Genomic DNA, 20912 nt, shown 5'->3' with positions numbered 1-20912 from the left:
CGTGACCTGTGACGACCGACGTGACGTGGGCCTGCTGCTGCTCCGGCTGGGCACCGGCGGGGTGCTGGCCGCGCACGGCACGCAGAAGCTGTTCGGCTGGTTCGGCGGGGGCGGCGTCGAGGGCACGGGGCAGTTCATGGAGTCCGTCGGGTACGCGCCCGGGAAGCAGAGCGCGCTCGCGGCGGGGCTCGCGGAGGCGGGCGGCGGAACGCTGCTGGCGCTGGGCCTCGCGACCCCGGCGGCGGGGGCCGCGGCGGCCGGGGCGATGGCGGGCGCGACCGCGCTGCACCGGCCGAACGGCTTCTTCGCCGCGGAGGGCGGCTACGAGTACGCGGCCACCCTGGGCCTGGCCGCCGCGGGCCTCGCCGTCGCGGGCCCCGGCCGGCTCTCCCTGGACCACGCGCTCGGGCACGTCTTCGACCGGGGCTGGATGGTCCCGGCGGCGCTGGGCGTGACGGCGGCGGTGACATCGGTGGTGATCGGCGCCCGGAACCGACGGGTACGGCGGGCGAAGGAGGGGGAGCAGGAGGCGCTGTTCGAGGAGTGACAGCGGGGACGGTCGCGGGGATGGGTGGCCGGGATTGGCGGCGGGGACGGGCGGGGCAGGCTCTCCGCCATGACGGAACAGCACATGACACCGCCCACGGAGGCCCAGCGCACCCCGGCCACCCCGGACCTGTGGGCCTCCGTCGAGGACCTCTGGACCTGGCTGGACGCCCACCGGAGGCACGGCGGCGAGACCGGCCTCGTGCTGCGCATGCTCAAGCTCACGGAGGAGGTCGGCGAGGTCGCCCAGGCGGTGATCGGAGCGACCGGCCAGAACCCCCGCAAGGGCGTCACCCACACCTGGGAGGACGTGCAGGGCGAACTGTGCGACGTCGTGATCACAGCGTTGGTGGCCCTGCGCACGCTGACCCCGGACGCGCGGGAGGTGTTCAAGACCCACCTTCAAGGTGTCAGAGAGCGGTCGCTGGGTCCACCCGCGTGAAGCGGTCTCGGGCAGGGCGAGGCCAATATCGATCTGCACTCTGCCGCTGAGGGCCGCTCGGTACCGCCGGGCGGCGAGCGATCAGTTGAGACCGAAGGGCAGGACGCCGTCGGGCAGGGCGGGACCCGGGCCGTCGGGCTCCGTGCGCCATTCCCGCCAGTTCGTCTCGGCTGCGAACGGTCCGTCATGCCCCTCGATCATGGCCACCGCCTGCTCGCGGGCTTCCTCGACCGCTCGGTGATCGCCCTCGCCGACCGCTCCGAACCGACGGTCGTGGGCATACTCCCCTTTGTCCTTCCCGGCCCACCGTGACAGATCAGGGGCTACCAGTGTCTCTCAGGAGACCGGTCGCCCGACTCGCACGAATGACCAGCGCGGCGACGTTGCCATCCGGGCCTGGCTCGGGTTTCCGATTCGACAGAGGCCGATGTATGTCGAAAGCTGACGGTCAATCGCCGCCGTCCCCGTCTTCTACGCCAAACTCGAAAGCCAGCTGACCCAGTGCATCCTCACAAGGCGGAGCTGAAGGTTGGGGTTGTGTCGGGTCCACGGAGTCCTCGATCTCGTGAGGCAGGGCATAGTCGTCCGCCAACCCCGCAAGGTGCAGGATGAGGGGCATGCCCAGCCCGTCGCGGGCTTCTCGGTAGTCCTCGCTGAAACGCTGCTGGTGCACGAACGCCGCCCAGGCCTCGGCATCGTCGCCCGGCTGGAGACAGGCGACCGTGAATTCCAGAAGATCCGGGTTCCAGGCGTTCGCCGTCGGGCGATGTGCGCTGTTGCCCGACGGGTTGGTGTGCGGCGTCAGTTTCGCGTCGTCGTTGGTGAGCTTGGTCTGGGTGCTGGACTTGCCGACCGTGCTGTAGAAGACGCGGCCCGAATCACCCGGTACCTCAGGCTTCCACAACCCCATCGTGATACCTCCGCGCTGCTGCCCTTCCAGCTTGGGGTTGAGTTCCTCCCGCTCCGCCCAGCACTGCGCCGTCTCGTCCCTGGTGCCGTCGGCAATCCGGACGACCCGGAGCTGCTTGCCGTAGAGCCCGATCCGCTGCGCCGGACCACCGTCGAGGCCGAGCCTGTCCTGCTCCAACCCGTCGTTCGTCAGCCACGCCCAACGCTTCCGCACGTCCTGGGCGTGCGTCAGCACCAGCGTCGGGGTGCTGCGCAGGCTCGACAGGGTCTGCTTGATGAAGGCTGCCATGAGGGCCGCTTGGTCGGCGCTGCTCCTCTTCGCCTCGACGCGTCCGGTCAATGCCTTGAGGAGCTCGGGATACGGAACCCATTCATGCATGTCCGCGGACCGGCCCAGGACACACTTCGCTCCCGGCCGGATGAGCACCGCGATCGGCGTGAACTGCTGCTTGCCCGTGGGCCCGTCGTGGCGGCGCTCCACGAGGTGGAAGGCGACCTGGTTCAGGCCGGCGGGGATGAGGTCGTCGCCGAGCGTGTGCTGGGGCACCAACCGCACGCCGGTCTGGCGCATGCCGTCCGACCAGGCCGAGGCGGCGCGCATCCGCGCGTCTTCCATGGCCTTCTCCTCCGTCTCCATGGTGGCGTCCAGGGGGCGGATGAACTGGGTCACCAGGCCGGCATCGGCGCAGCCGAGGCGGATCGCGTACTTGGGATCGCTGCGCCGCTTGGCATGGCGGAAGGCTTCCTCGCCGTCCAGCTCCACGAAGGCCAACCGCACGCCTGGGACGGCTGTCCTCAGGGCATTCACAGCGTTCACGACCTGGATCCGGCGATCAGCGATGGCCTCGTCGTGCTCTTTGCCCCGGCGGGGCACCTGGTCGCCGCCCAGCGGACCGCCCAGGGCACCGAGGGGCCGGGCGTAGAGCCGGACCGTCAGCTCCTCGCACTCCCAGACCCACGTGTCGGCCGCCTCCTCCCGCCGGAGCCCGGCGAGGCCCAGTCCGGCCTCCGCGGCCGCGACGATCCGGTCGCGCATGATGTCCGACTGGTAGAGCACGAAGGCCGTGAGGTCCTCGCCCTCCAAGGCCTCGGCCAGGCGTGCGCGCAGCACCTGGGCGTTATGCGCCGAGCGCTGTCCGCGCTCGGCGAGGATGGCCGCGAGGGCCTCGGGCGTCTGCTCCTTCTTGGGGATGGAGGGCAGCTTCTTCAACTGCTTCATGGGCGGCCCGGCATACAAACTTCGGCTGAGCTTAGGGGCGGGCACGAACTCCGGCGCGAGCGCCTGTTCCGCCCATTCGATCAGCCTTCGCCGCTCGCTGGGCATCAGTCCCGTACCGATGGTGTGCCTGCCCATGACTGCGTGATGTCCCACCGCGACCTGGATGCCGTCCCGGCCACGGATCCAGTGGTCGGCCTCCTTGACCAGCCGGTCCGGGGAGGGCAGCGCGTCCAGAGCGGTGACCTGGGTGAGCATTCCCTCCGGTCCGCCGTGTCGCCAGCCGGTCGTGCCGTTCTTCCAGTCCAGCATGGCGACGGCGAAGCGCTCCGGTGCCGGTCCGTCGTCCACGAGGGAAGCGTCCGGCAGCAGGTACGCGGAGACACCCTTGCCGTAAGGGATGTACACCTTGCCGCGGACGAACCGGCGGACACCGGCGCTCAGATGGACCCGCGGGACGGGCGAGAAGGGCACCGTACGCACGGTGACCCTGATGGTCGCGGCGTAGTACGCCGACTTGCCGTCTCCCCCGCCGCGACGCGCGGGCACGTACTCGATGAGGTCCGACATCAGCTCGGCACCCCCGCTGCCTGCGCCCCGGGAACCTCCGAGACCCGCGACCTGGCGGAAGACCAGCCGCTGCCCGTTGTGCTCGTACGCCGCCAGACGCGTGATTCTGGCGGCGAGGACGTCAGGGAGAAGCCGGTACACGTGCGAGGCGGGGACCGCGGTCGCACGCGGTGTGTCCTGTAGTTCAAGGAGATCGACCATGCCCGGCTGCCAGCTGAGGGTGGACGTGTCCAGGTCCCGGAAGCAGTCCATCAGCGGTCCCGCCGTCTCAAGGTCGTCCGTATTCCGCTGGAGGCTCTTCAGCCAGGTGGCGACGTAGAGGTTGGTCACCGCCATCGGATACGGCTTCGTGCAGTACAGCCAGGGGTTGGCCGAGCCGAACCGGGCCGTGGAGTCGACCGTGACGATGTCCGGGGCGGTGGCGCGCAGCAGCTGGTTGATGTGCTTCGTCGGCACGCGGCGGCGTCGCTCGGCGTGGCGCTCGTTCAGCCCGTCGTAGTACAGGCGCAGGACAGGTTCCTCCCAGTGGGCGGGGAGGGCGAGCGTGTGCATCGGGACGGCGAACGGTCCCTGCGCCGGGTCGGGCAGGTAGGCGGCGGCCCGAAGGTACTGGTATTCCACGATGCTGGTTCTCCTCGGAAGTGAGAGAGGACGTGCGAATATCGGGTCGTGCCTGTCAGCCCATGTCCACGAGGGCGCGGTAGAGCGGTTCGTACAGCTCGCGGACGAGTGACTTGTCGATCGGTGCCGGCTCCAGGTCGGCGGTCCGGCCCGCCTCGAAGTAGGGGGCGAGGACTTCGCGCATGCTTGCCAGGAGGCTGGTGTCGGGCGTGTCCGCTGCCTGGAATCCGGCTTCGCGGGGCGAGAACGCCGCGTCGACGAAGACCACCCTGGCCGGCACACCGCCGCGCACGAGCCGGCCGATGACCTGCCACATGACGACGAGCTGGTCCCAGGTGAACGCGACCTTCTCGTCGTCCCGCAGGCTCGACCAGGCGAGTTTGCGGGTCAGGTAGCGGTTCCACTGACGGCGGGCGCGGCTGCGGAACGCGACGGCGGCCCGGTCGGGTGTGGCCGCGGCGAGCGCCCCCTGTCGGAATGTGCCGTCGGTATCGTGTAGTTGGCGTACGGCCCAGTCGTTGATGGACTGGATGGCGAGCGAGATGTCGTCAGGCCGCGGGTGGGGCCTGGCCAGGAAGTACACGGTGCCGATGGCCGCCTTGCCGCCGCGCAGCACGATGTTGTGCCCGCGCTCCACTGCGAGCAGGGGAGCAACAAGGAGGTCACCGCCCATGGAGGGGAACGCCTTGACATCCCCGCGGGGAAGGGTACGTGCGGCGGTGTCCTCCGGCAGTCGGGTCCAGGCGGTGTCCGCATCCGCGTCGTCGGAGACGAGCTGGGTCACCCGGCCGTTCCACTCGGGGATCTGGTTGAGGTATTCGGCGGCCCTGCGCGCCTCGTCGTAGCTGCCGACGAGGAGCAGGATGCGGCGTCGCTCCGGGTCGTCGATCTCGTCCAGTTCGGCGTCGAGCATGCTCATCGAGTCGGGCAGGCTGCGGTCGGGCACGGCAAGCTGGTGCAGCATGTGGAGCAGGGCCTGTGGCCGCTCCTCCGGGTCGCAGCCCGACAGGCGCAGCGGTTTCGGCTGGTCGTTTCCGGGCCAGTACAGGAACTCCTTGCGGAACTCGCTGCGCAGCACGGCCTCGGCCTCTTCGTCGCGGGGCCGCAGTACGGCGCCGACCTGGGCGTGCACGTGGTACCTGCTGGACGTGCCCGCCCAGCTCGTGGCGGACATCAACAGGACGTGCGGTGCCGGGCGACCGTCCACGGCGCAGAGGTCGCCGAGGCGCATCAGCAGTTCACGGCCGACGCCATTGCAGTGGAAGAAGCGGAGTTCGCCGCTGCGGTCGCCGTCCCGCTCCCGGTCGTCGTGGCGGAACTGGAAGCCGAGCACGTTGCCCATGGGCGACTCGGGGATGACCGCCTCGTAGTCCTTCGGGGGCCTGCGGGAGAGCACGTTGGAGGCGCTCTCCAGGTTGAGGGCGGCCTCGACGCGCGGCCACAGCGTGGTCATGAAGTCGAGGCGGCTGTGCAGTGCGGAGAGGATGAGCGTGAACTCGAAGCGCCGCGCCTGGAGGTCGATCGCGTCGAGCACTCCGGAGTCGTCCGCGACGATGTCGGTGAGAGTCTCGCGCAACCGTTCGCGGGTGCGGGCTCCCTGCGGTGCGTGCAGAAGTTCCAAGGTGAGGTGAACGAGGGTGTTCACCAGGAGGGTCACTTCGTCGTCCGTATCGCTCTGCTGCTCGTGCAGGGGATCGTCCCGGAACCGTCCGAGGGCGGTGTCCAGGGTCCGGGCTGCCGGGGGCGGGCGCTCGCCCTCCTTGCGGCCGGGAAACCAGCTGTCCAGCAGCAGGTTGTGCAGGGTGAAGGCGCTGAAGTAGTCCACGCTGATCCACCGCCTGAGCCCGTCGTCCTTGACGAGCAGCGCGTAGAGGCGGTCGGTGGCGGCGCTGACCGTGTTGACGGCGTTGGTCCAGTCGTCGACGTCGCGGGTGGACAGCTGGAGCCGTCCGTCACGGGCCATCTGCTGGAACTTGTGCACGGCGACCTCGTCGAACCAGGAGTTCGGGGCCTTGCCCACGAGGGTGCTGGCCGGGGCGAAGGCCGTGTCGAGCTGCATCTGCACCCGGTCCGCCTCGTCCACGATGATCAGATCGCTCATCCGGCAGGCGAGTTCGAGATACCGCAACTGCTCGTCGTGCTGGTGCTGCGGCACGGAGCTGTGCACCAGTCCGGCCGGGGTGGCGACCCACACCTGGGCGTCGACCAGCTCCCGGGCCCCGCGGTGGCGGGGACAACGGTTCCACAGCGGGCAGAGTCGCCGCTGCGGCTTCGGACGCCGGGAATCGTGAACGGCCGGGCTTTCGCCGTCGAGCAGCGGATCCCCTTCGGGCGCCTCGGCCTCGGGAACGGTGAAGAGTGTGAGGCACGGCGCCTCCCGGATGCCGAGCGGGCGGCGGGCCTCCAGGCCTCGCAGGACGTCGACCGGGCAGGCGCTGCTCAGGTAGGCGAAACCTGCGTGGTCGTGCCCCAGCATGGTGGCGGCGCCGGCCGTGGCGGTACGGCGGTGCAGCCGGTTGATGTTGCGCTCGCGCGTGGAGTGCCCGAGGATCGGCGCGGCCAGCACGCCCAGTCGGGCGAACTGCTCGACGACGGCGAGTGTTTCCGCCACGTCGCCGACCACGATGGTGACGCGACCCGGCGTCTGGGTCACGACGTGGTACGTCAGGATGTCGCGGATCGTCGACTTGCCGGCGCCGACCATGCCCACCAGGTGCAGCAGCCGGTCGACGGTCAGCCGCCCTTTCTCCGTATAGCTCCCTGACTCCTGGTCGCGAACGAGCAGTTTGACCCGCTCAAGGCGTCCGGCCCAGTCGTTGCAAGGGCCGTCCGTTGCCATGGCTTCGACGGTGTCCATCGCCTCGGCGGCCTTTTCGAGTTCCTCCCAGGTGACGCTGACAGGCTCCCCGTACCCTGCGGGCGGCGCGTCCAGGGCATGAGCGCGCGGCAGGACGTCCGTCAGGAGTTCCTCGTCGAACACGACGGAGTGGATGCGGTCCTGCACACGGAAGGTGTGCTCTCCCGCCTCGGCGAGTGGAATGGAGCGCGTCGAGAAGTCGGGCGCGGTGCTGAGCAGGTCTTCGAAGACCTCGAAGCGGCGCGTGGCCCGGGCCGGCTCGCGGCGGCGGGGCACGTCGTCGGATCCGTCGAGGTCGTATCCACGTAGTTGCTGAGGGACTGCCAGGTAGTCGGCCAGCGCCTCGTGCCACGCGTGGCGCCGTCGCAGGTCCCACAGGTGGTGGCGGGCCCTTAGGACGCGCAGTCGCTGCCCGTCGGTGCGCACGTCCCCGAAGGCCTCGCTGTACGGGTAGCCGCCGAGCAGGGGCCAGACGTCGGCGGCCGTGCGGGTCGGCGTCACGTCCTGAAGGAGGTAGAGGCCCAGTTCGACGTCGAGAAGGTCGCCGGGACGGAAACTGCCGAGGTTCGCCGGCCATACTTCGGTGAGCTGCTGCGGCGAGCAGCGCCGGTGCCATCCGCTGCGGTCACGCATGGCGTCCTCCTTCGGTGCGCGGCGGTTCTGTTTCCTGCCGGCTCGGGTCGGTGAGTTCACGACCGACCAGCCGCTGGAAGGCCTGGTCGTCCAGGAGGGTGACCCGCCCGGCCATGTCGTCGGGCAGGTTGCGACGGAATTGCCGCCCGTACGCCTCGTTCTCGCGGAAGCGGTAGCGAGGCACGACGAGGAAGGCCCGGTCGTACGGCGGGTCGCCCCGGAAGGGAGTGATCGTGCGCGCCAGGAGAGCGGGGTTCACGCGGTCCTTCACGTCCACGGCCCAGTAACGACGTCCGGGCAGAGGGACGCGAAGGTCGTACGCGTCGTAGTTCGGCCACATCTCGGCCGTGATGCCGAACTTGTTCTTCAGAGCGGTTTCCAGGTCCGTCTCGGCGAGTCCGGGGCTGGTCACGAACATCCGCAGCGGGCGGCTGAGCTGGAAGACCCCTCCCTTGTCCGGTCGCAACGAGGTGCCGTCGTCCCCTGTCCCGTCACGGCGGCACCGGTCCAGTTCGCACCGGTGTCCGCCGCCGAGCAGCGGCACCATGAGGCAGCGGCAACGTGTGCACTGGCGGTAGGTGCCTTCACGCAGATAGGACGCGGGAACGGGTTCGTAGCAGCGCTTGATGACGCTGTGCAGCAGCATCCCGCACTCCGGATCACCGCCGAGCAGCGCCAGTTCGGCGCCGGTGAGCACAGGTCGGGAAGTAAGCAGGGCCCGGAACGCGGTATAGGCGCGGGGGGACTTGGCCGCACGGCAGACGGCGAGGGCTTCCAGGATGCGTTCGTTCTCGAACAGCTCGGCGGCGGGGTCGGCCGCGCTCACCTCCAATTCCAGGCACAGTTGGTGCGGCAGTCTGGTCTCGGGGTCCACGAGCACGGCTGTCCCGGCACGATCCTCGTCGGGCAGCGTCAACGGCCAGTCTTCCAAAGGTCGTTCGCAGGCCCAACGGATCATCTCCGGGACACTGCCAGGCGGTTCCTCGCCCCGCCGCAGGCAGTGCAGGACGAGGCGGTTGTAGGCGTTCTGCACCTTGGCCGGGTAGACCGGGTTGGGTACGGTCCGCTGCCGGGACAGGCAGGCAAGGGCGCTGGCGATCAGGCGCAACAGCGTCTCGTCGGCGGTCCCGGTGCCCTCGGGGCTCCCGGGCCGCACGTCCGTCGTGGTCATACCTCTCCCTCCCCCGCAACGGCCAAGCCGGGCGCTGCATTCGGACACCACTGGGATACCGGGCAGGACTGACAATGCGGTCCGGGCCGGGCTTCCCAGGCTTCGTCCTCCCGCCAGGGACCCGCGTACCGCCGCAGTACGGACCGCGCCTTGGCCTGCTGGCCGGGGTCCGTCGGATCGATCACGTGCGGATCCGAACCGTCGGGCCGGAGGATCTCCACCTCGACGCGTGATCCGCCCGGGTCACCGCCGAGGGCCCCCTGCGCCAGCAGCGTGACCGCCAGGGCGAGTTGGGGGTACGTCTCCAGGGGGTCCACGTGGTGGCGACGCCGTTTTCTCGTCGTCTTGAGTTCTCGCCACACCCACGAGCCGTCCTCCTTGTAGAGCAGGTCGGGCTTGGCGATGACAACGGCCTGTGCGGCTGTGTCGTGGACGACTCGGAGCGCTTCGGGCTCGACCTGCTGGATGAGACCGGGGTCCTGGAAGGGGCAGGCGTCGACATGGTGGAGCAGCATGTCCCGGCCGGTCGCGGCGTCCTCGTCGGAGACCCGCCACCGCCCTTCCGTCCAGTTCTCGCCTTCGGCGGGCATGTCCGCGATGGCGCAGGGCGGCCAGCCGTCCCGCCTGTGCAGCTTCTCGATCCAGCCGTGCACCGCCTGGCCCAGTTTGGCCGCGCTGCCGTACTCGTCGGACTTGGGCAGGTGCAGCGCACGCAGGAATCCCTGCGCGGGACAGGCCGCGTGGTAGCGCAGGTCGCTGACGGACACCTTCCGCAGCGGCACGACACGCGAGGAGACCCCCAGGACACCGGGCCGGCGCGGCACCGCCTCGCAGCCCGTGAACTGCTTGCAGTCGACACACGAGGAGCCGGGCGTCGGCGCCCCGCCCGCCACGACCCGGGCCACGTGCGCGTGCCCGTGCTCCGCGTAGTACGCCTCGGCGTCCTCCGCCGTGCCGTCGAACTGCACCCGCGCCCGGCCGTCGGCCAGCCCTACCTCTACGACTCGCACGCGTTCGGGCCGTGCGACGGATCCGTGCGGCTGGAAGGCCCGGGACCACTTGCGGGGCCAGGCGGCCGGCCGCCCGTGGACCGCGACGTACACGGCGATGGCGATCTCGCCGGGCTCCGACCCCTTGGCCTGACCGTGCCGGAGCCGCCGGTACTCGCGCAGCCGTCCGCCTGCGGACTCGTACCGCCGCCACCAGGAGTACATCTCCCAGAACTTGCCGTTCTCGCGCTGCACCACCCAGTAGGGACGGACTGGCCTCAGTTCCTTGCCGTCGTCCCCTGCCAACGTCTGTGTGTACGACCGCAGGGCGTGCTCGGCGTACGTGAGATGACCGGGGTGCAGGGCAGGAGTCCGGGAGCGCAGCGCCTCCAGGGCCTGGTCGAGCGTCTCGTCGTGGAACTCGACACGGTCGATCGCGTCCATGACCGGGCCGAGGGTGAAGGTTTCGAGTTCCGGTTTCGGCAGCCGCAGGCGCTGGGCCGGCCACAGAGCAGGCCGGGCCTTGGCGGCGGCGTGCGAGGGGCAGGTGTGCTCCTCGTCCCCGCCTGTGCCGGGCCCGACCCGCAGAAGACTGTCGTCCCCGGCGAGCCAGTGCGGTTTGCGCCATGCCATGTCGTGGCCCATTGCCTCCCCCTTCGAGACAGACGTCACCCCTCGGACCGACCGGGTGCGTCACGTCTTCGACCGTAGCACAGAACATTGGAACTCCTTGGAAGTTCTTGGCATAGATTGGCCGCTGCGCTAAGCTGCCCACCATGTCGGCATCACTCGAGGAGCTGGAGCAGCACCTGTCCCACCTGCGCACCGAACTGCGCGGCGCCGTACGCGCCCGGGACAAGGCCGAGACCACGCGCATCCGTCGTGCTCTGCGCGAGGCGGAGGCCGCGTGGGAACGTGCTCTTGAGGCAGAGGCCGGACCGGACACCGAGGCACTCCCACCCGAGGCCGAGACGCGGACACCACCGACGTCCAGAGGTGAATCACGCCACCCGCAGCGCGCTGCGCACGGCTCCATCCCGATCCGCGAACAGGTTCACCAAGCGCTCACCCTGCTAGGTGCTCCCGCGTCCCCAAAACTCATCTCCTCCGCGTACGAGGCGTTCTTCACCGAGCCGCTCATCGCAGCCAAACTCGCGTCGCTGCGCCGAGACGAAGAACGCTCCTTCACGGCCCAGGGTTACGCCCGCCCCTACTACATCTGCGCGGCACTGACCCATGACCGGCTCGTTCCCGCCCGCGGCCTGCTGGCCCTGTCTACCTGGCCCGTGGAACGACGGATCATCGGCCCGCTCAGCCCGCGCACCGACTTCCTCACCCACGCCGTCGGAACAGCCGAACAGATCCGGCGACTCGCCACCGCGGGACATCCGGCCCCGGACGCCGCCTGGCGGCTGCTGCGGCGCTTCGCCCTCACGATCCCGGGCGCCTGCGATGCCGCCGCCCCGGAACCCGACCCCGCCCGGGTGATCGCCGCCGCCCATGCCGAAGCCACCGTCCACCAGCAGGAGGACGACCAACAGCGGCGAGCGGCAGCACAGCGTGCCCGTTCCCAACTGGCTGACGTACAGCAGCTGTTCGGCGCCCCACCGCTGCACGACGCCCTGCGTGACGCGAGCAGCAGCATGCACTGAGCCCCACCGGCAGCGATGACGACAGTCGCCTCGTCCGCCGGCACACCTCCGAAGACGTTCCCGAAGCAGAGACGATGCCCTCGCAGCAGTCCGAACCGCCCGACGACAGACTCACGCGGCTACGCGGAGCACGCCCTCCTCAGCCGTGCACCGCCCGCAAGATCACCGCCCTGACGGCCAACCCCGCCTGCTCCCGCCGCGCCGTCCTCGACGCAGCCGGCGTGGACAAGGCGCTGCTCGCCCAGCGGGTCGGCTACGAGCCGCGCTTCGGCCAGTCACCCTTCGCCCTCGCCCGCGAGCAGGCGTTCCACAGCCTCGTGAAGTGGGGCGGGTACGCCGAGCTCATCCGGCTGCTGCGCGAGGAGCTCTCCGTCCCCGTGTCAGAGGCCCACGTCCAGGACCTCAACGAGGCCGGAGGCAACGTCTCCCTGCCCGTACGGGAGCGCGAGACCCGCCGGCTCATCGCGCACGTCGCCTCCGGGCAGGACGTCCGCCTGATCCTCGACCGCCCCGTGCTCACTCTCGAAGTCGCCGGGCGAACAGCGTACTTGGAGCCGGACGCGCTCACCCACCGCATCGACGGGAAGTTCCACGTCGTCCTGATCCGCTCGTTCGCGGCGATCGACGGACAGGCCAACCCGACGGCCGTAGCTGAGGCAGCCAAGCAGGCCGCCGTGTACGTCCTCGCCCTGCGCCGCGCCTTCGAGTCTGCGGGCCTGCCCACCGAACAGCTCGCCCACGACTTCCTTCTCGTCTGCCCCAAGGACTTCTCCAACCGGCCCTACGGGCGTCTGATCGACCTCCGCCAGGAGCTCGACGCCCTGCAGTTCCAACTCACGCGGCTGCGGCGCGCCGAGGACCTGGCGGCGCAGCTCCCCGAGAGCGCGACCCTGGACCCGGACCGCAGCGCGGACGAACTCTCCTCGTCCGTGGCGGCGTTGGACGCTTCGTACACGCCCGCCTGCCTCTCCTTCTGCGAGATGGCGCGCTACTGCCGCGACGAAGCCGACGCGTGTGCCTCACCAGCCCGTCTGGGCAGCGGCGTGCGCAACGACCTGCCGGGCATCGACTCCACCCGTACCGCGCTCGACTACCTGGACGGCGTCGCCGCCCCGGGAGAGGCCGAGGCGGAAGCCGCCGACCTGCTGCGCGCCGCCGCCCGGCTGCGCGTCCTCCGCCGAGGAGCCGCATGAGCACCCTGTCCACCGTCGCGGCGCTCACGGCATCCCGCACCGGCCACGCCGAACCACTGACGACCGTCCGCCACCAGCACCTGGACCAGAAGCCGTTCGTGCTGGTCCCGCTCACGCTCGCCGGAGAGGCCTGCGCACCTCTGGCCGCCCTCGCGGGCACGGACCCGGAACATCCGATCCTGCTGACGGTCCGTCAACCCCGTGACCGCGCTGAGCGGTTCCGGTTCGCCGAGCGTCTCGCCGCGCTGCTGCTGGCGCACATCGACGGATGCCGGACGGAGACGGAGCCGTACACCGTCGGCCGCGGCAAGGACAAAGAGGAACGTCAGCGCTGCCTGCGGGCACCCCAGCTCCTCGTACCGAACGGCGAGGGCATCGCGTACGTCCGCCTGCTCGGCCGTCTGACCAGACTCCGCGCCACCGAAGGACCGTACGCGGTGGCCCCGTCCGTGCCCGCGCTCGGCAAGTGGCTGACTTGGTTCGCGGATCTCGCCGAGTTCCCGGACTCCGGGGTGCTCCTCGCGATGACCCGGCTGCTCGCCGCGCACTGGGTGACCGGCCAGAGCCCTTCCGAGGACTCCCACCTCGCGTCCCTGCTCGCCTGGATCAATCCACCGGAGGGCGGCGACGGTGCGCGGGCGGCGCGGGAAGCGGAGGACCCGTCCGTGTGGCCGCCGGCCGGCCCGTCCACGGACCCGGTCTTCGACCGTACGCTCCACGAGCTGATGACGCGCTACGACGAGGCGTCCGACGACCGCGGACGCGAGGCGGTCGGCCGCCAGATCGACCGTGAACTGCACGGCCAGATGCTGCCCACCTGGCAGCTGATGTGGCGCGGCGTGGAGCTGCTCCGCGAACTGCCCGAAGGTGCCCATGTCCCCGGCCGCTGGGCCCTCGACCGGCGCTGGTTCTCCGAGTACGCCGAGTACCTGGACGCCGACGGCCGCCCTCAGGCCCGCCGCGACCAGGCCGTCAGAGCCGCCCGCCGTCTGGCCCGGCTGGAGGACGCGGTCGCCCGCTACGAGGCGCAGCGCGCGTACGACGATCCGCTGGTGATGGCGGAGTACGAACTGACGGGAGAGGCCTTCACGGGCACGGTGACGGAACGGGACGAGAATCGCTTCGCCCCCGGCGGCCGTTCCGGCTCCCAGGTGTGGCGCCCGACGATCGCGCTCCGCACCGACGCCCGCGTCGGCCTCGCGGTCGGCACGGAGGTGAAGTCTCCCGCCCGGCCCGGCCAAGGAGCCCGGATCCTCGAAGTACGGCAGGAGGACGACGGTGGCCACATTGTGGTGCTTCAGCTCGAGGGCGGCTTCGCGAGGAAGCGCACACCGCCGGCACCGGCCGGCACCCTCGCGGAGACCGGCGAGGAACTGACGTACACCACGCTCAACCCCACCGCCATGCCGTCCGCCCTGCCGGACGAGGAGAACACACCCTGGACCCACGGCGGTCCGCCCCAGCCGTACGTGCCCACCCACGAGGACGCAGAGGAGACCTGGGAGTGACCGCTCTCCTTCCCGACACCGGGCAGCCCGAAGCCCTCACCCCCGGCGAGCGCGCGGACCGTGCGGTCGCGGGGATCCTGACCAGCCTAGACACCGCGCCCGGCCGGGGCGTCGTCGTGGACTCGCCTCCCGGGGCCGGCAAGTCCACGCTGGTGGTGAGGGCCACCGGGCACTTGACGTCCGCGGGCCACCAGCTCATGATCGTCGCGCAGACCAACGAGCAGGTCGACGACCTCGTGGACCGCATCGCGAGGGAGCATCCCGGCCTGGCGCTCGGCCGCCTCCACGCCAGCGGCCACGTCCTCCCGCCCCGCGTCACCCGGCACCCCAACGTCACCGGGAGCAGTCAGGTGACGGATCTGCGCGACCTGCCCGTCGTGGTGTCCACCGCGAAGAAGTGGTCGTTCGTCACCCCGGACAAGTGCACGCCGTGGCGGTGGGCCATCGTCGACGAGGCGTACCAGATGCGCTCGGACGGGCTCCTGGCGACGGCCCCGCTGTTCGCCCAGGACGACTCACAGGTCCTCTTCGTCGGCGACCCCGGCCAGCTCGACCCCTTCGCCACCGTGGAGACCGATCGCTGGAACGGCCTGACCTGGGACCCCCTGCGCAACGCGGTCGACGTCGCCCTCGCCCACAACCCCGACCTCCTACGCCACCAGCTCCCCGTCTCCTGGCGCCTCCCGGAGACGGCGGCCACCCTGGTCGAGCGGGCCTTCTACCCCTTCTACCGGTTCGTCCCAGGCACGACGGCCCCGGAGCGCGTGCTCTCGTACGCCAGCCTGCCCCACGGCTCCACCTCGCTGGACGACGTCCTCACCCGTGCCGCCGACACCGGCTGGGGCCACTTGGAACTGCCCGGTCGCCACACACTCGATGAGGACCCGGCAGTGGCGGATGCCCTGACGGCGACGGCGGCCCGGCTGCTGGAGCGCGGGGCTCTGGTCAACGGGGAGCCCCTGACCGCGGACCGCATCGCGATCGGCACGGCACGCACCGTGCAGGCGGACGCGGTCCGCTCCCGCCTCGCCGCCGGCGGCCTGACCGGCATCACCGTGGACACGGCCAACCGCCTCCAGGGCCGCGAGTTCGACGTCACCCTGGTCTGGCACCCGCTGTCCGGCCGCCACGACGCCTCCGCCTTCCACCTGGAGACAGGCCGCCTGTGCGTCCTGCTCTCCCGGCACCGCTTCGCGTGCATCGTGGTGGCCCGGGCCGGCATCCGAGATCTGCTGGACCGGCATCCGCGGAGCAGTCCGGTGTACCTGGACGTGCCGCCCAAGTTTCCGGATGGGTGGCGGGCGCATCAGGTGGTCATGGGGCACCTGGAGCAAGGGGAGCACAGGGTACGTGGCTGACGTCCACGCACCCGTCGTGCCGCAGGCATCGCTGAGGCGGCGCAGCTGGAGGACTCAGCTCTCAGTCCACATTTTCTTCATCAGACGCCGTCTGTGGTCGGGGGCCGGAACTCTCCGGAAGACACCCGGGGACACCCGGTGAATGCAATCGACGCCATACCGGTGCAGCAACTGCAGTTCCCGCTCGTCGAGCGGACCAGGGACCAGCACAGCGAGCCGGTCCACAGGGCGCGGACTGTGCGGGGCGTAGTCCAACAACTGCGAGAGAGCTTCACGCACATACGCGTGCTCGGTGCGACTCTTCGCTTCGATCACCTCCACGCTGTCGGGCCCCGGCAAATAAATGTCACAGAGACCGACCGGAGAACGGAATCGCTCGGCAGAGATGGCGAGCGTGGCACAGAACTCCATGACCAACGGCTGTTCCTCACGCCTGTAGAGGGTCGCCGCCGCCGCACGATCGAAGCTGACGATCGGAGTGTGCTGCCGTTCCAATTCAGTCCGCCGGGTCGGTAGCGCGCCGCGAACAGGTGGCTTCTCGACGCCGAGTTGCTCCAGCACCGTCCTGGTGGTTATGCGCAAACCCTCTATGACAGCTCGGGCCTTGCCGCCTTCCAGTACCAGTTGGCCAGGAAAACCATAGTTCTTGGCATATCCGATCAGTTCAGCCAATTCCTCGTACGGCACCTCGGCGGGGACGAAGTCGCGCAGGCTGTACACGGTATGCCAGCTCTTGCCTCCGGGGAACGGAGGCCAGAGCACGTCGGCAACCGCGTCGTTGACGAAGATGGCGCCCACCTCTCCTACAGCCAGCACCTTCTTCGCCCCGGTGAACAGGGCCACGTCGCCAGTGCGAACGTTGGACATCGCCTTGTCATGGGTCGATGTGGCACCCCAGAAGCGGGCCGCGCCCGAGGCGTGAAGACGGCTGAGCTGTTCAAGCTGTCGAGGCGACAGATATCTCGCCAACGACGCCTCCGTAAAGGGCACTTCCTGCTGAAGCGTGTCACGCCAATGTGCACGCGACTCTTTGCTCCCGTATGCCGGGCATACGAGGACTCGCACTTCGGGATTATCCGGTATGGAGTCCGTCACGCCTTGGGTGAGGTCAGTCGCATGCACGCGATGATCGTAACCATTGATCAGCTAGTCATACTAGCTAACCTCGCGCTTTCACGAGGTGGGCTGTCCGAAGCTTGATCAAATAAGCGGAGAGTGCTCCTGACCTGCAACGATGGGACTTGTCTAGGGTCCTATTGGCTGCATGGGAAGAAGCACTCTCCAGGTGAAGAAGCGTATCGGGTTCTACCCGCGTGTCCGCATCAAGGGCGGCGGCCGGGCGGTGGTCTCGCAGGCCGGGAGTGTGCTGCTGGTCGAGACCGTCCGTAAGGCTGGTCTGGACACCGCGATATCAGTGGCGCTGGCACCGTGGCGGAAGGCTCGGGCGGTGCACGATCCGGGCAAGGTCCTGCTGGACGTGGCCCTGGCGGTCGCGTTGGGCGGGGACTGCCTCGCGGATGTCGGCATGCTGCGGGCGGAGCCGGCCGTGTTCGGGCCGGTGGCCTCCGACCCGACGGTCTCCCGCCTCGTCGACGCCCTCGCTGGCTCCGGCGAGAAGGCCCTGGCGGCGATCCGTTCCGCGCGGGCCGAAGTCCGCGAACTGGTCTGGCGGTTGGCTGGCGAGGAAGCGCCCGGGGCGGGTGGAACGGTGACCGTCGACCTCGACGGGGTGCTGGTGATCGCGCACTCCGACAAGGAGGATGCGGCCCCGACCTGGAAGCGGACCTACGGGCATCACCCTCTGATGGGGTTCGTCGACCACGGGCCGGGCGGCACCGGTGAGCCGGTCGCGGCCCTGCTCAGGCCGGGAAACGCGGGATCGAACACTGCCGCCGACCACATCACCGCCACCCGCCTGGCGCTGGCCCAGCTGCCGGCGAAGTACCGGCGCGGGCGCCGGACCTTGATCCGCGCCGATTCCGCGGGCGGCACCCACGACTTCGTCAGCTGGCTGTCCCAGCGCGGCCGGTGGCTTTCGTACTCGGTTGGGATGGTGATCACCGACGCGATCCACCAGCACGTGCTCAAGGTCCCCGCGTCGGCCTGGACGCCGGCCGTCGAGCCCGGCGGCGAGATCCGGGACGGGGCCTGGGTCGCCGAGATCGCCGGTGACGTGCTGGACGGCTGGCCGAAGGGGATGCGGCTGATCGTGCGGAAGGAACGGCCGCACCCCGGGGCCCAGTTGCGGCTCACGGACGCGAACGGCATGCGTCTGACATGCTTCGCCACCAACACGCCGGGCCGTCCGATCGCCGAGCTCGAGCTCCGTCACCGGCTGCGGGCGAGGGCCGAGGACCGCATCCGGGCCGCCCGCTCGACCGGACTGCGGAACCTTCCCCTGCACGACACCGCGCAGAACCGCATCTGGCTGGAGATCGTGCAGATCGCCCTGGACCTGCTGGCCTGGATGCCGATGCTCGCGCTGACCGGCAAAGCCCGGCTCTGGGAACCCCGCCGTCTGCGGCTCCGCCTGTTCACCACGGCCGGACAGCTCGTGACCACCGGCCGCCGCAGGATCCTCCGCCTTACCGGGCACTGGCCCTGGTCCAGCCACATCACCGCTGCCCTCGAACGGCTCGCACTCCTGCCGAACCCAGGCTGACCAGCAGATCCACCCGTCCCTGCGAGAGAACCCCCAGACCGGAGCAGTGGAACCCGGCGTCCACCCGAGACGACACTCGGGCCCTCAGCCTGCGCAGTCTCCGCCACCGGCAACAAGATGGGCCGCCGACTCCGTCGGCGGCCCATCAAGTAGGGTCGGGGACTGGCGCGGTGGCGTAGTACGTACGCTCCGTTTCCAGCCCCCGCCACATCGAACCGTGCGTGCGGTTCTCCCGCACACGGCTCACCGACGCCGTTCACCACCGGCATTCGGCCTGCCCCGCCAGTCCCGGAAGGGTCTGGGTGCAACGACGGTCCCGTGCAGGGCGACCAGTCCCAACGAGTCGGAGGCCGCGTGGGCGACTACCGACCAGCCGAACTTCCGGCTGCGCCGGTGCTTCTTGGCAATGAACCCGCCGATCCGCATCCGTGCGTACGAGCTGATCTGGTCAAACCGATGGGCCGAGTTCCCGAACCGGAAATACGCGGCCCATCCGCGTAGGAACGCGTTCACGTCCTCCACGATCACTTTGACCGGCCGCAACATCCTGCGCCGCTCCGTGAGTTCACGGATCCGGTCACGAGCATGCTGCACCGCCCTGTCCGAGGGCCAGCGAGCGAGGAAGGCGATCGGATGCCGCCCGCCGCGAGGCCGGGACGTGACCCATCGATGGTGGAATCCGAGGAAGTCCACTCCCTCGCCTCCGACCTTCAGGTGCACAATCCTGGTCTTGGCCGCCTTCGGCTCCAGGCCGAGTTCGGCCAGCAGGACCTTCAGCTGCCCAAGGGCAGCCTCGGCCTGCTCGCGGGTAGTGCACATCACCACGGCATCGTCGGCATAACGGACCAGGACCCCATGACGACGCACGTCCCATGCCCGGTCCAGCCGGTGCAGATAGACGTTCGCCATCAACGGTGAAACCACACCGCCTTGTGGGGTTCCGGTCACCGGCCGCCGGACCTGCCCGTCCTCCATCACCCCGGCCCGCAGCATTACGCGCAGGAGTTTGAGGACCGACCGGTCGCAGACGCGTTCCTCGACCGCCTGCATCAACTTCTCGTGAGGAATCGCCTCGAAACAGTTGGCGATATCCGTCTCCACCACCCAGCGCCTGCCCCGCCATCCCTCATCGATCAAGACTTGGAGGGCATCGTGCGCCCCGCGCCTGGGCCTGAACCCGAACGAGCACGAGAGCATGTCGGCCTCGAAGACCGGCTCGAGCACGATCTTCAACGCCGCCTGCACGATCCGGTCGCGGACGGAAGGGATCGACAGCGGTCTCTGTTCCGCGGTCGTGCCGGGTTTCGGGATGAACACCCGGCGCGCGGGCAGCGGCCGCCAGCGGCCTTCCTTGAGTTCCACGGCCAATTCGTCAAGGAGCCGGTCGATGCCGTACTCCTCGACCTGAGCGAGAGTGGTGGCGTCAATGCCCGGGGCGCCATTGTTTCGACGCACCGTTGCCCACGCGCGCCGCAGGACGTCCCTGCGGTGGATCTTGTCCCCCAGCGCGTGGAACCGTCGTCCGGGATCGGCCTTGGCCGCCCGGTAGAGCGCATGCTGCAAGGCTCGGACCGGATCCAGCTTCAGGGATCCCGACGTGGTGGAACTAGCCGCGACGGCACTCACCAAGTCCCTCCAGACAGACTGCGCATCGACGAAGCAGCGGCCCTTCCCTGGCCGGCGGTTGTGTTGTCCGCCGGCTCATCGCGGTACTACGGCCGCCTCCGACGCCCACCCGACCCGCGTCCACTTCCCGGGGTGCACCCGGTTATAGGACGCGCAGCTTCCGACGGCAGCTGTCCGCAGGCCGCCGGGCCGGGGAGGGCCTCCCCAGTTCCCGCTGTCACCGTCGCAACGTTCCATGCCCCATACGCCGGGGAGTCCTTCACGGCTGCATCTCCAGGATCTTCGCCGCTTCCATGGCCTTCGCCCTGATTTCGGGGGCTCGGCACTCCCTGTCCCCGCCCCGAGAGGCGGGCCTCTAACGACGCCGCAGGCTTCGCGTGATGCTACGGACCGCTGCTTTGCTCCCCCTTACAGGGCTTTCGACACTGGGCTTCGACGCCGGGCGTTTCCCCCCGACGCCGCCAGTCTGCTACCGGGCCTCCTGGCAGCTACCCGGACCGGACTTCCACCGGCAGGCGACAGCGAGCTTACGACTCAAGATCTACTACGTCACGAAGACCTCCGAGTCTGCTGGGCGCGCGAAAGCGCGAGGCTAATCCCGAAGATTGATCACGACTCAATACGCGCCCTAGACGGAGGCGGCTCAGCTTGAAGGGCACGGGGCGGTCGGCGTGACGTGTGAGCAGTGAGCTGCAGATGACGATAGCCCACACACCCAGAAACATGGAAGTTATTGGAAGTTATTGGATTCACTTGGAACAGCGTACGCCGACCAGTTCGTCCTGCCCGGCCTTCAACAGCCCAGGCGGCCACTCGGGGCGCTGCGGCACCCGGCTCGTAAGCGCGAAAGGACTACTTATGCGCGGCCGGTGAAGTACTTGGCCGGGCCGGCTCAGCTTCCTCCGATCCGTCGGCAGTTCGTCGGATCCGGAACCATTCCGCCCCCAAGCTGGGTGTTC

The 20912-nt window shown here is 69.7% G+C and carries 13 protein-coding genes; 7 read left to right on the top strand and 6 right to left on the bottom strand.

The genetic code is table 11. From position 1 onward, the window contains the following. Position 1: 1 nt before the first annotated feature. Positions 2 to 547: a DoxX family membrane protein gene (locus tag ACGF5O_RS01415; RefSeq protein ID WP_393807880.1), complete on the top strand. Its 546-nt coding sequence runs from the start codon at positions 2 to 4 to the stop codon at positions 545 to 547. A 69-nt stretch (positions 548 to 616) separates the two neighbouring features. After that, complete coding sequence (locus ACGF5O_RS01410) at positions 617 to 988, top strand: MazG-like family protein (RefSeq protein ID WP_393807879.1); 372 nt, start codon at positions 617 to 619, stop codon at positions 986 to 988. Between the two features lie 448 nt (positions 989 to 1436). On the opposite strand, the gene ACGF5O_RS01405 is transcribed toward ACGF5O_RS01410, so the two are convergent. The 4 genes from ACGF5O_RS01405 to ACGF5O_RS01390 are packed head-to-tail and all read right to left on the bottom strand — an operon-like array spanning position 1437 to position 10599. Further along, positions 1437 to 4304 carry a pPIWI_RE module domain-containing protein gene (locus tag ACGF5O_RS01405; RefSeq protein ID WP_393807878.1) on the bottom strand — a complete coding sequence of 956 codons (2868 nt, stop codon included), beginning with the start codon at positions 4302 to 4304 and terminating at the stop codon, positions 1437 to 1439. 55 nt (positions 4305 to 4359) lie between these two features. Continuing rightward, positions 4360 to 7794 (bottom strand): signal recognition particle, encoded by a 3435-nt coding sequence (locus ACGF5O_RS01400; protein ID WP_393807877.1) that lies wholly within the window; start codon positions 7792 to 7794, stop codon positions 4360 to 4362. Next, positions 7787 to 8965, bottom strand: coding sequence for a hypothetical protein (locus tag ACGF5O_RS01395; RefSeq protein ID WP_393807876.1), 1179 nt, complete (start codon positions 8963 to 8965; stop codon positions 7787 to 7789). Before ACGF5O_RS01395 ends, ACGF5O_RS01400 begins: the two co-directional genes overlap by 8 nt. Continuing rightward, positions 8962 to 10599 carry a PD-(D/E)XK nuclease family protein gene (locus tag ACGF5O_RS01390; protein ID WP_393807875.1) on the bottom strand — a complete coding sequence of 546 codons (1638 nt, stop codon included), beginning with the start codon at positions 10597 to 10599 and terminating at the stop codon, positions 8962 to 8964. The genes ACGF5O_RS01395 and ACGF5O_RS01390 overlap by 4 nt, the downstream gene beginning before the upstream one ends. A gap of 131 nt (positions 10600 to 10730) precedes the next feature. Here ACGF5O_RS01390 and ACGF5O_RS01385 point away from each other — a divergent pair, with 131 nt between their 5' ends. From ACGF5O_RS01385 to ACGF5O_RS01370, 4 genes are all read left to right on the top strand, one after another. Then, positions 10731 to 11606, top strand: a complete 876-nt coding sequence (locus ACGF5O_RS01385; RefSeq protein ID WP_393807874.1) for a hypothetical protein — start codon at positions 10731 to 10733, stop codon at positions 11604 to 11606. 74 nt (positions 11607 to 11680) lie between these two features. Beyond that, positions 11681 to 12799, top strand: coding sequence for a hypothetical protein (locus tag ACGF5O_RS01380; RefSeq protein WP_393807873.1), 1119 nt, complete (start codon positions 11681 to 11683; stop codon positions 12797 to 12799). Next, complete coding sequence (locus tag ACGF5O_RS01375; protein WP_393807872.1) at positions 12796 to 14307, top strand: hypothetical protein; 1512 nt, start codon at positions 12796 to 12798, stop codon at positions 14305 to 14307. Before ACGF5O_RS01380 ends, ACGF5O_RS01375 begins: the two co-directional genes overlap by 4 nt. Further along, positions 14304 to 15665 carry an AAA family ATPase gene (locus tag ACGF5O_RS01370; RefSeq protein ID WP_393807871.1) on the top strand — a complete coding sequence of 454 codons (1362 nt, stop codon included), beginning with the start codon at positions 14304 to 14306 and terminating at the stop codon, positions 15663 to 15665. The genes ACGF5O_RS01375 and ACGF5O_RS01370 overlap by 4 nt, the downstream gene beginning before the upstream one ends. A gap of 54 nt (positions 15666 to 15719) precedes the next feature. Here ACGF5O_RS01370 and ACGF5O_RS01365 read toward each other — a convergent pair whose 3' ends face one another. Continuing rightward, a complete protein-coding gene (locus tag ACGF5O_RS01365) occupies positions 15720 to 16787 on the bottom strand; it encodes a hypothetical protein (RefSeq protein WP_393807870.1) in 1068 nt (355 codons plus the stop codon). 163 nt (positions 16788 to 16950) lie between these two features. Here ACGF5O_RS01365 and ACGF5O_RS01360 point away from each other — a divergent pair, with 163 nt between their 5' ends. Further along, a complete protein-coding gene (locus tag ACGF5O_RS01360) occupies positions 16951 to 18327 on the top strand; it encodes an IS1380 family transposase (RefSeq protein WP_393808392.1) in 1377 nt (458 codons plus the stop codon). Positions 18328 to 18570: 243 nt separating this feature from the next. Here the strand turns inward: ACGF5O_RS01360 and ltrA are convergent, their stop codons facing one another. Then, complete coding sequence (gene ltrA, locus ACGF5O_RS01355) at positions 18571 to 19953, bottom strand: group II intron reverse transcriptase/maturase (protein ID WP_393807869.1); 1383 nt, start codon at positions 19951 to 19953, stop codon at positions 18571 to 18573. Between the last annotated feature and the right edge of the window lie 959 nt (positions 19954 to 20912).

It is taken from the genome of Streptomyces sp. NPDC048291, assembly GCF_043201715.1.
Lineage (GTDB): Bacteria > Actinomycetota > Actinomycetes > Streptomycetales > Streptomycetaceae > Streptomyces.
Note: the sequence above shows the minus strand (reverse complement) of the source record. Positions and strands in the feature narration are given on the sequence as shown.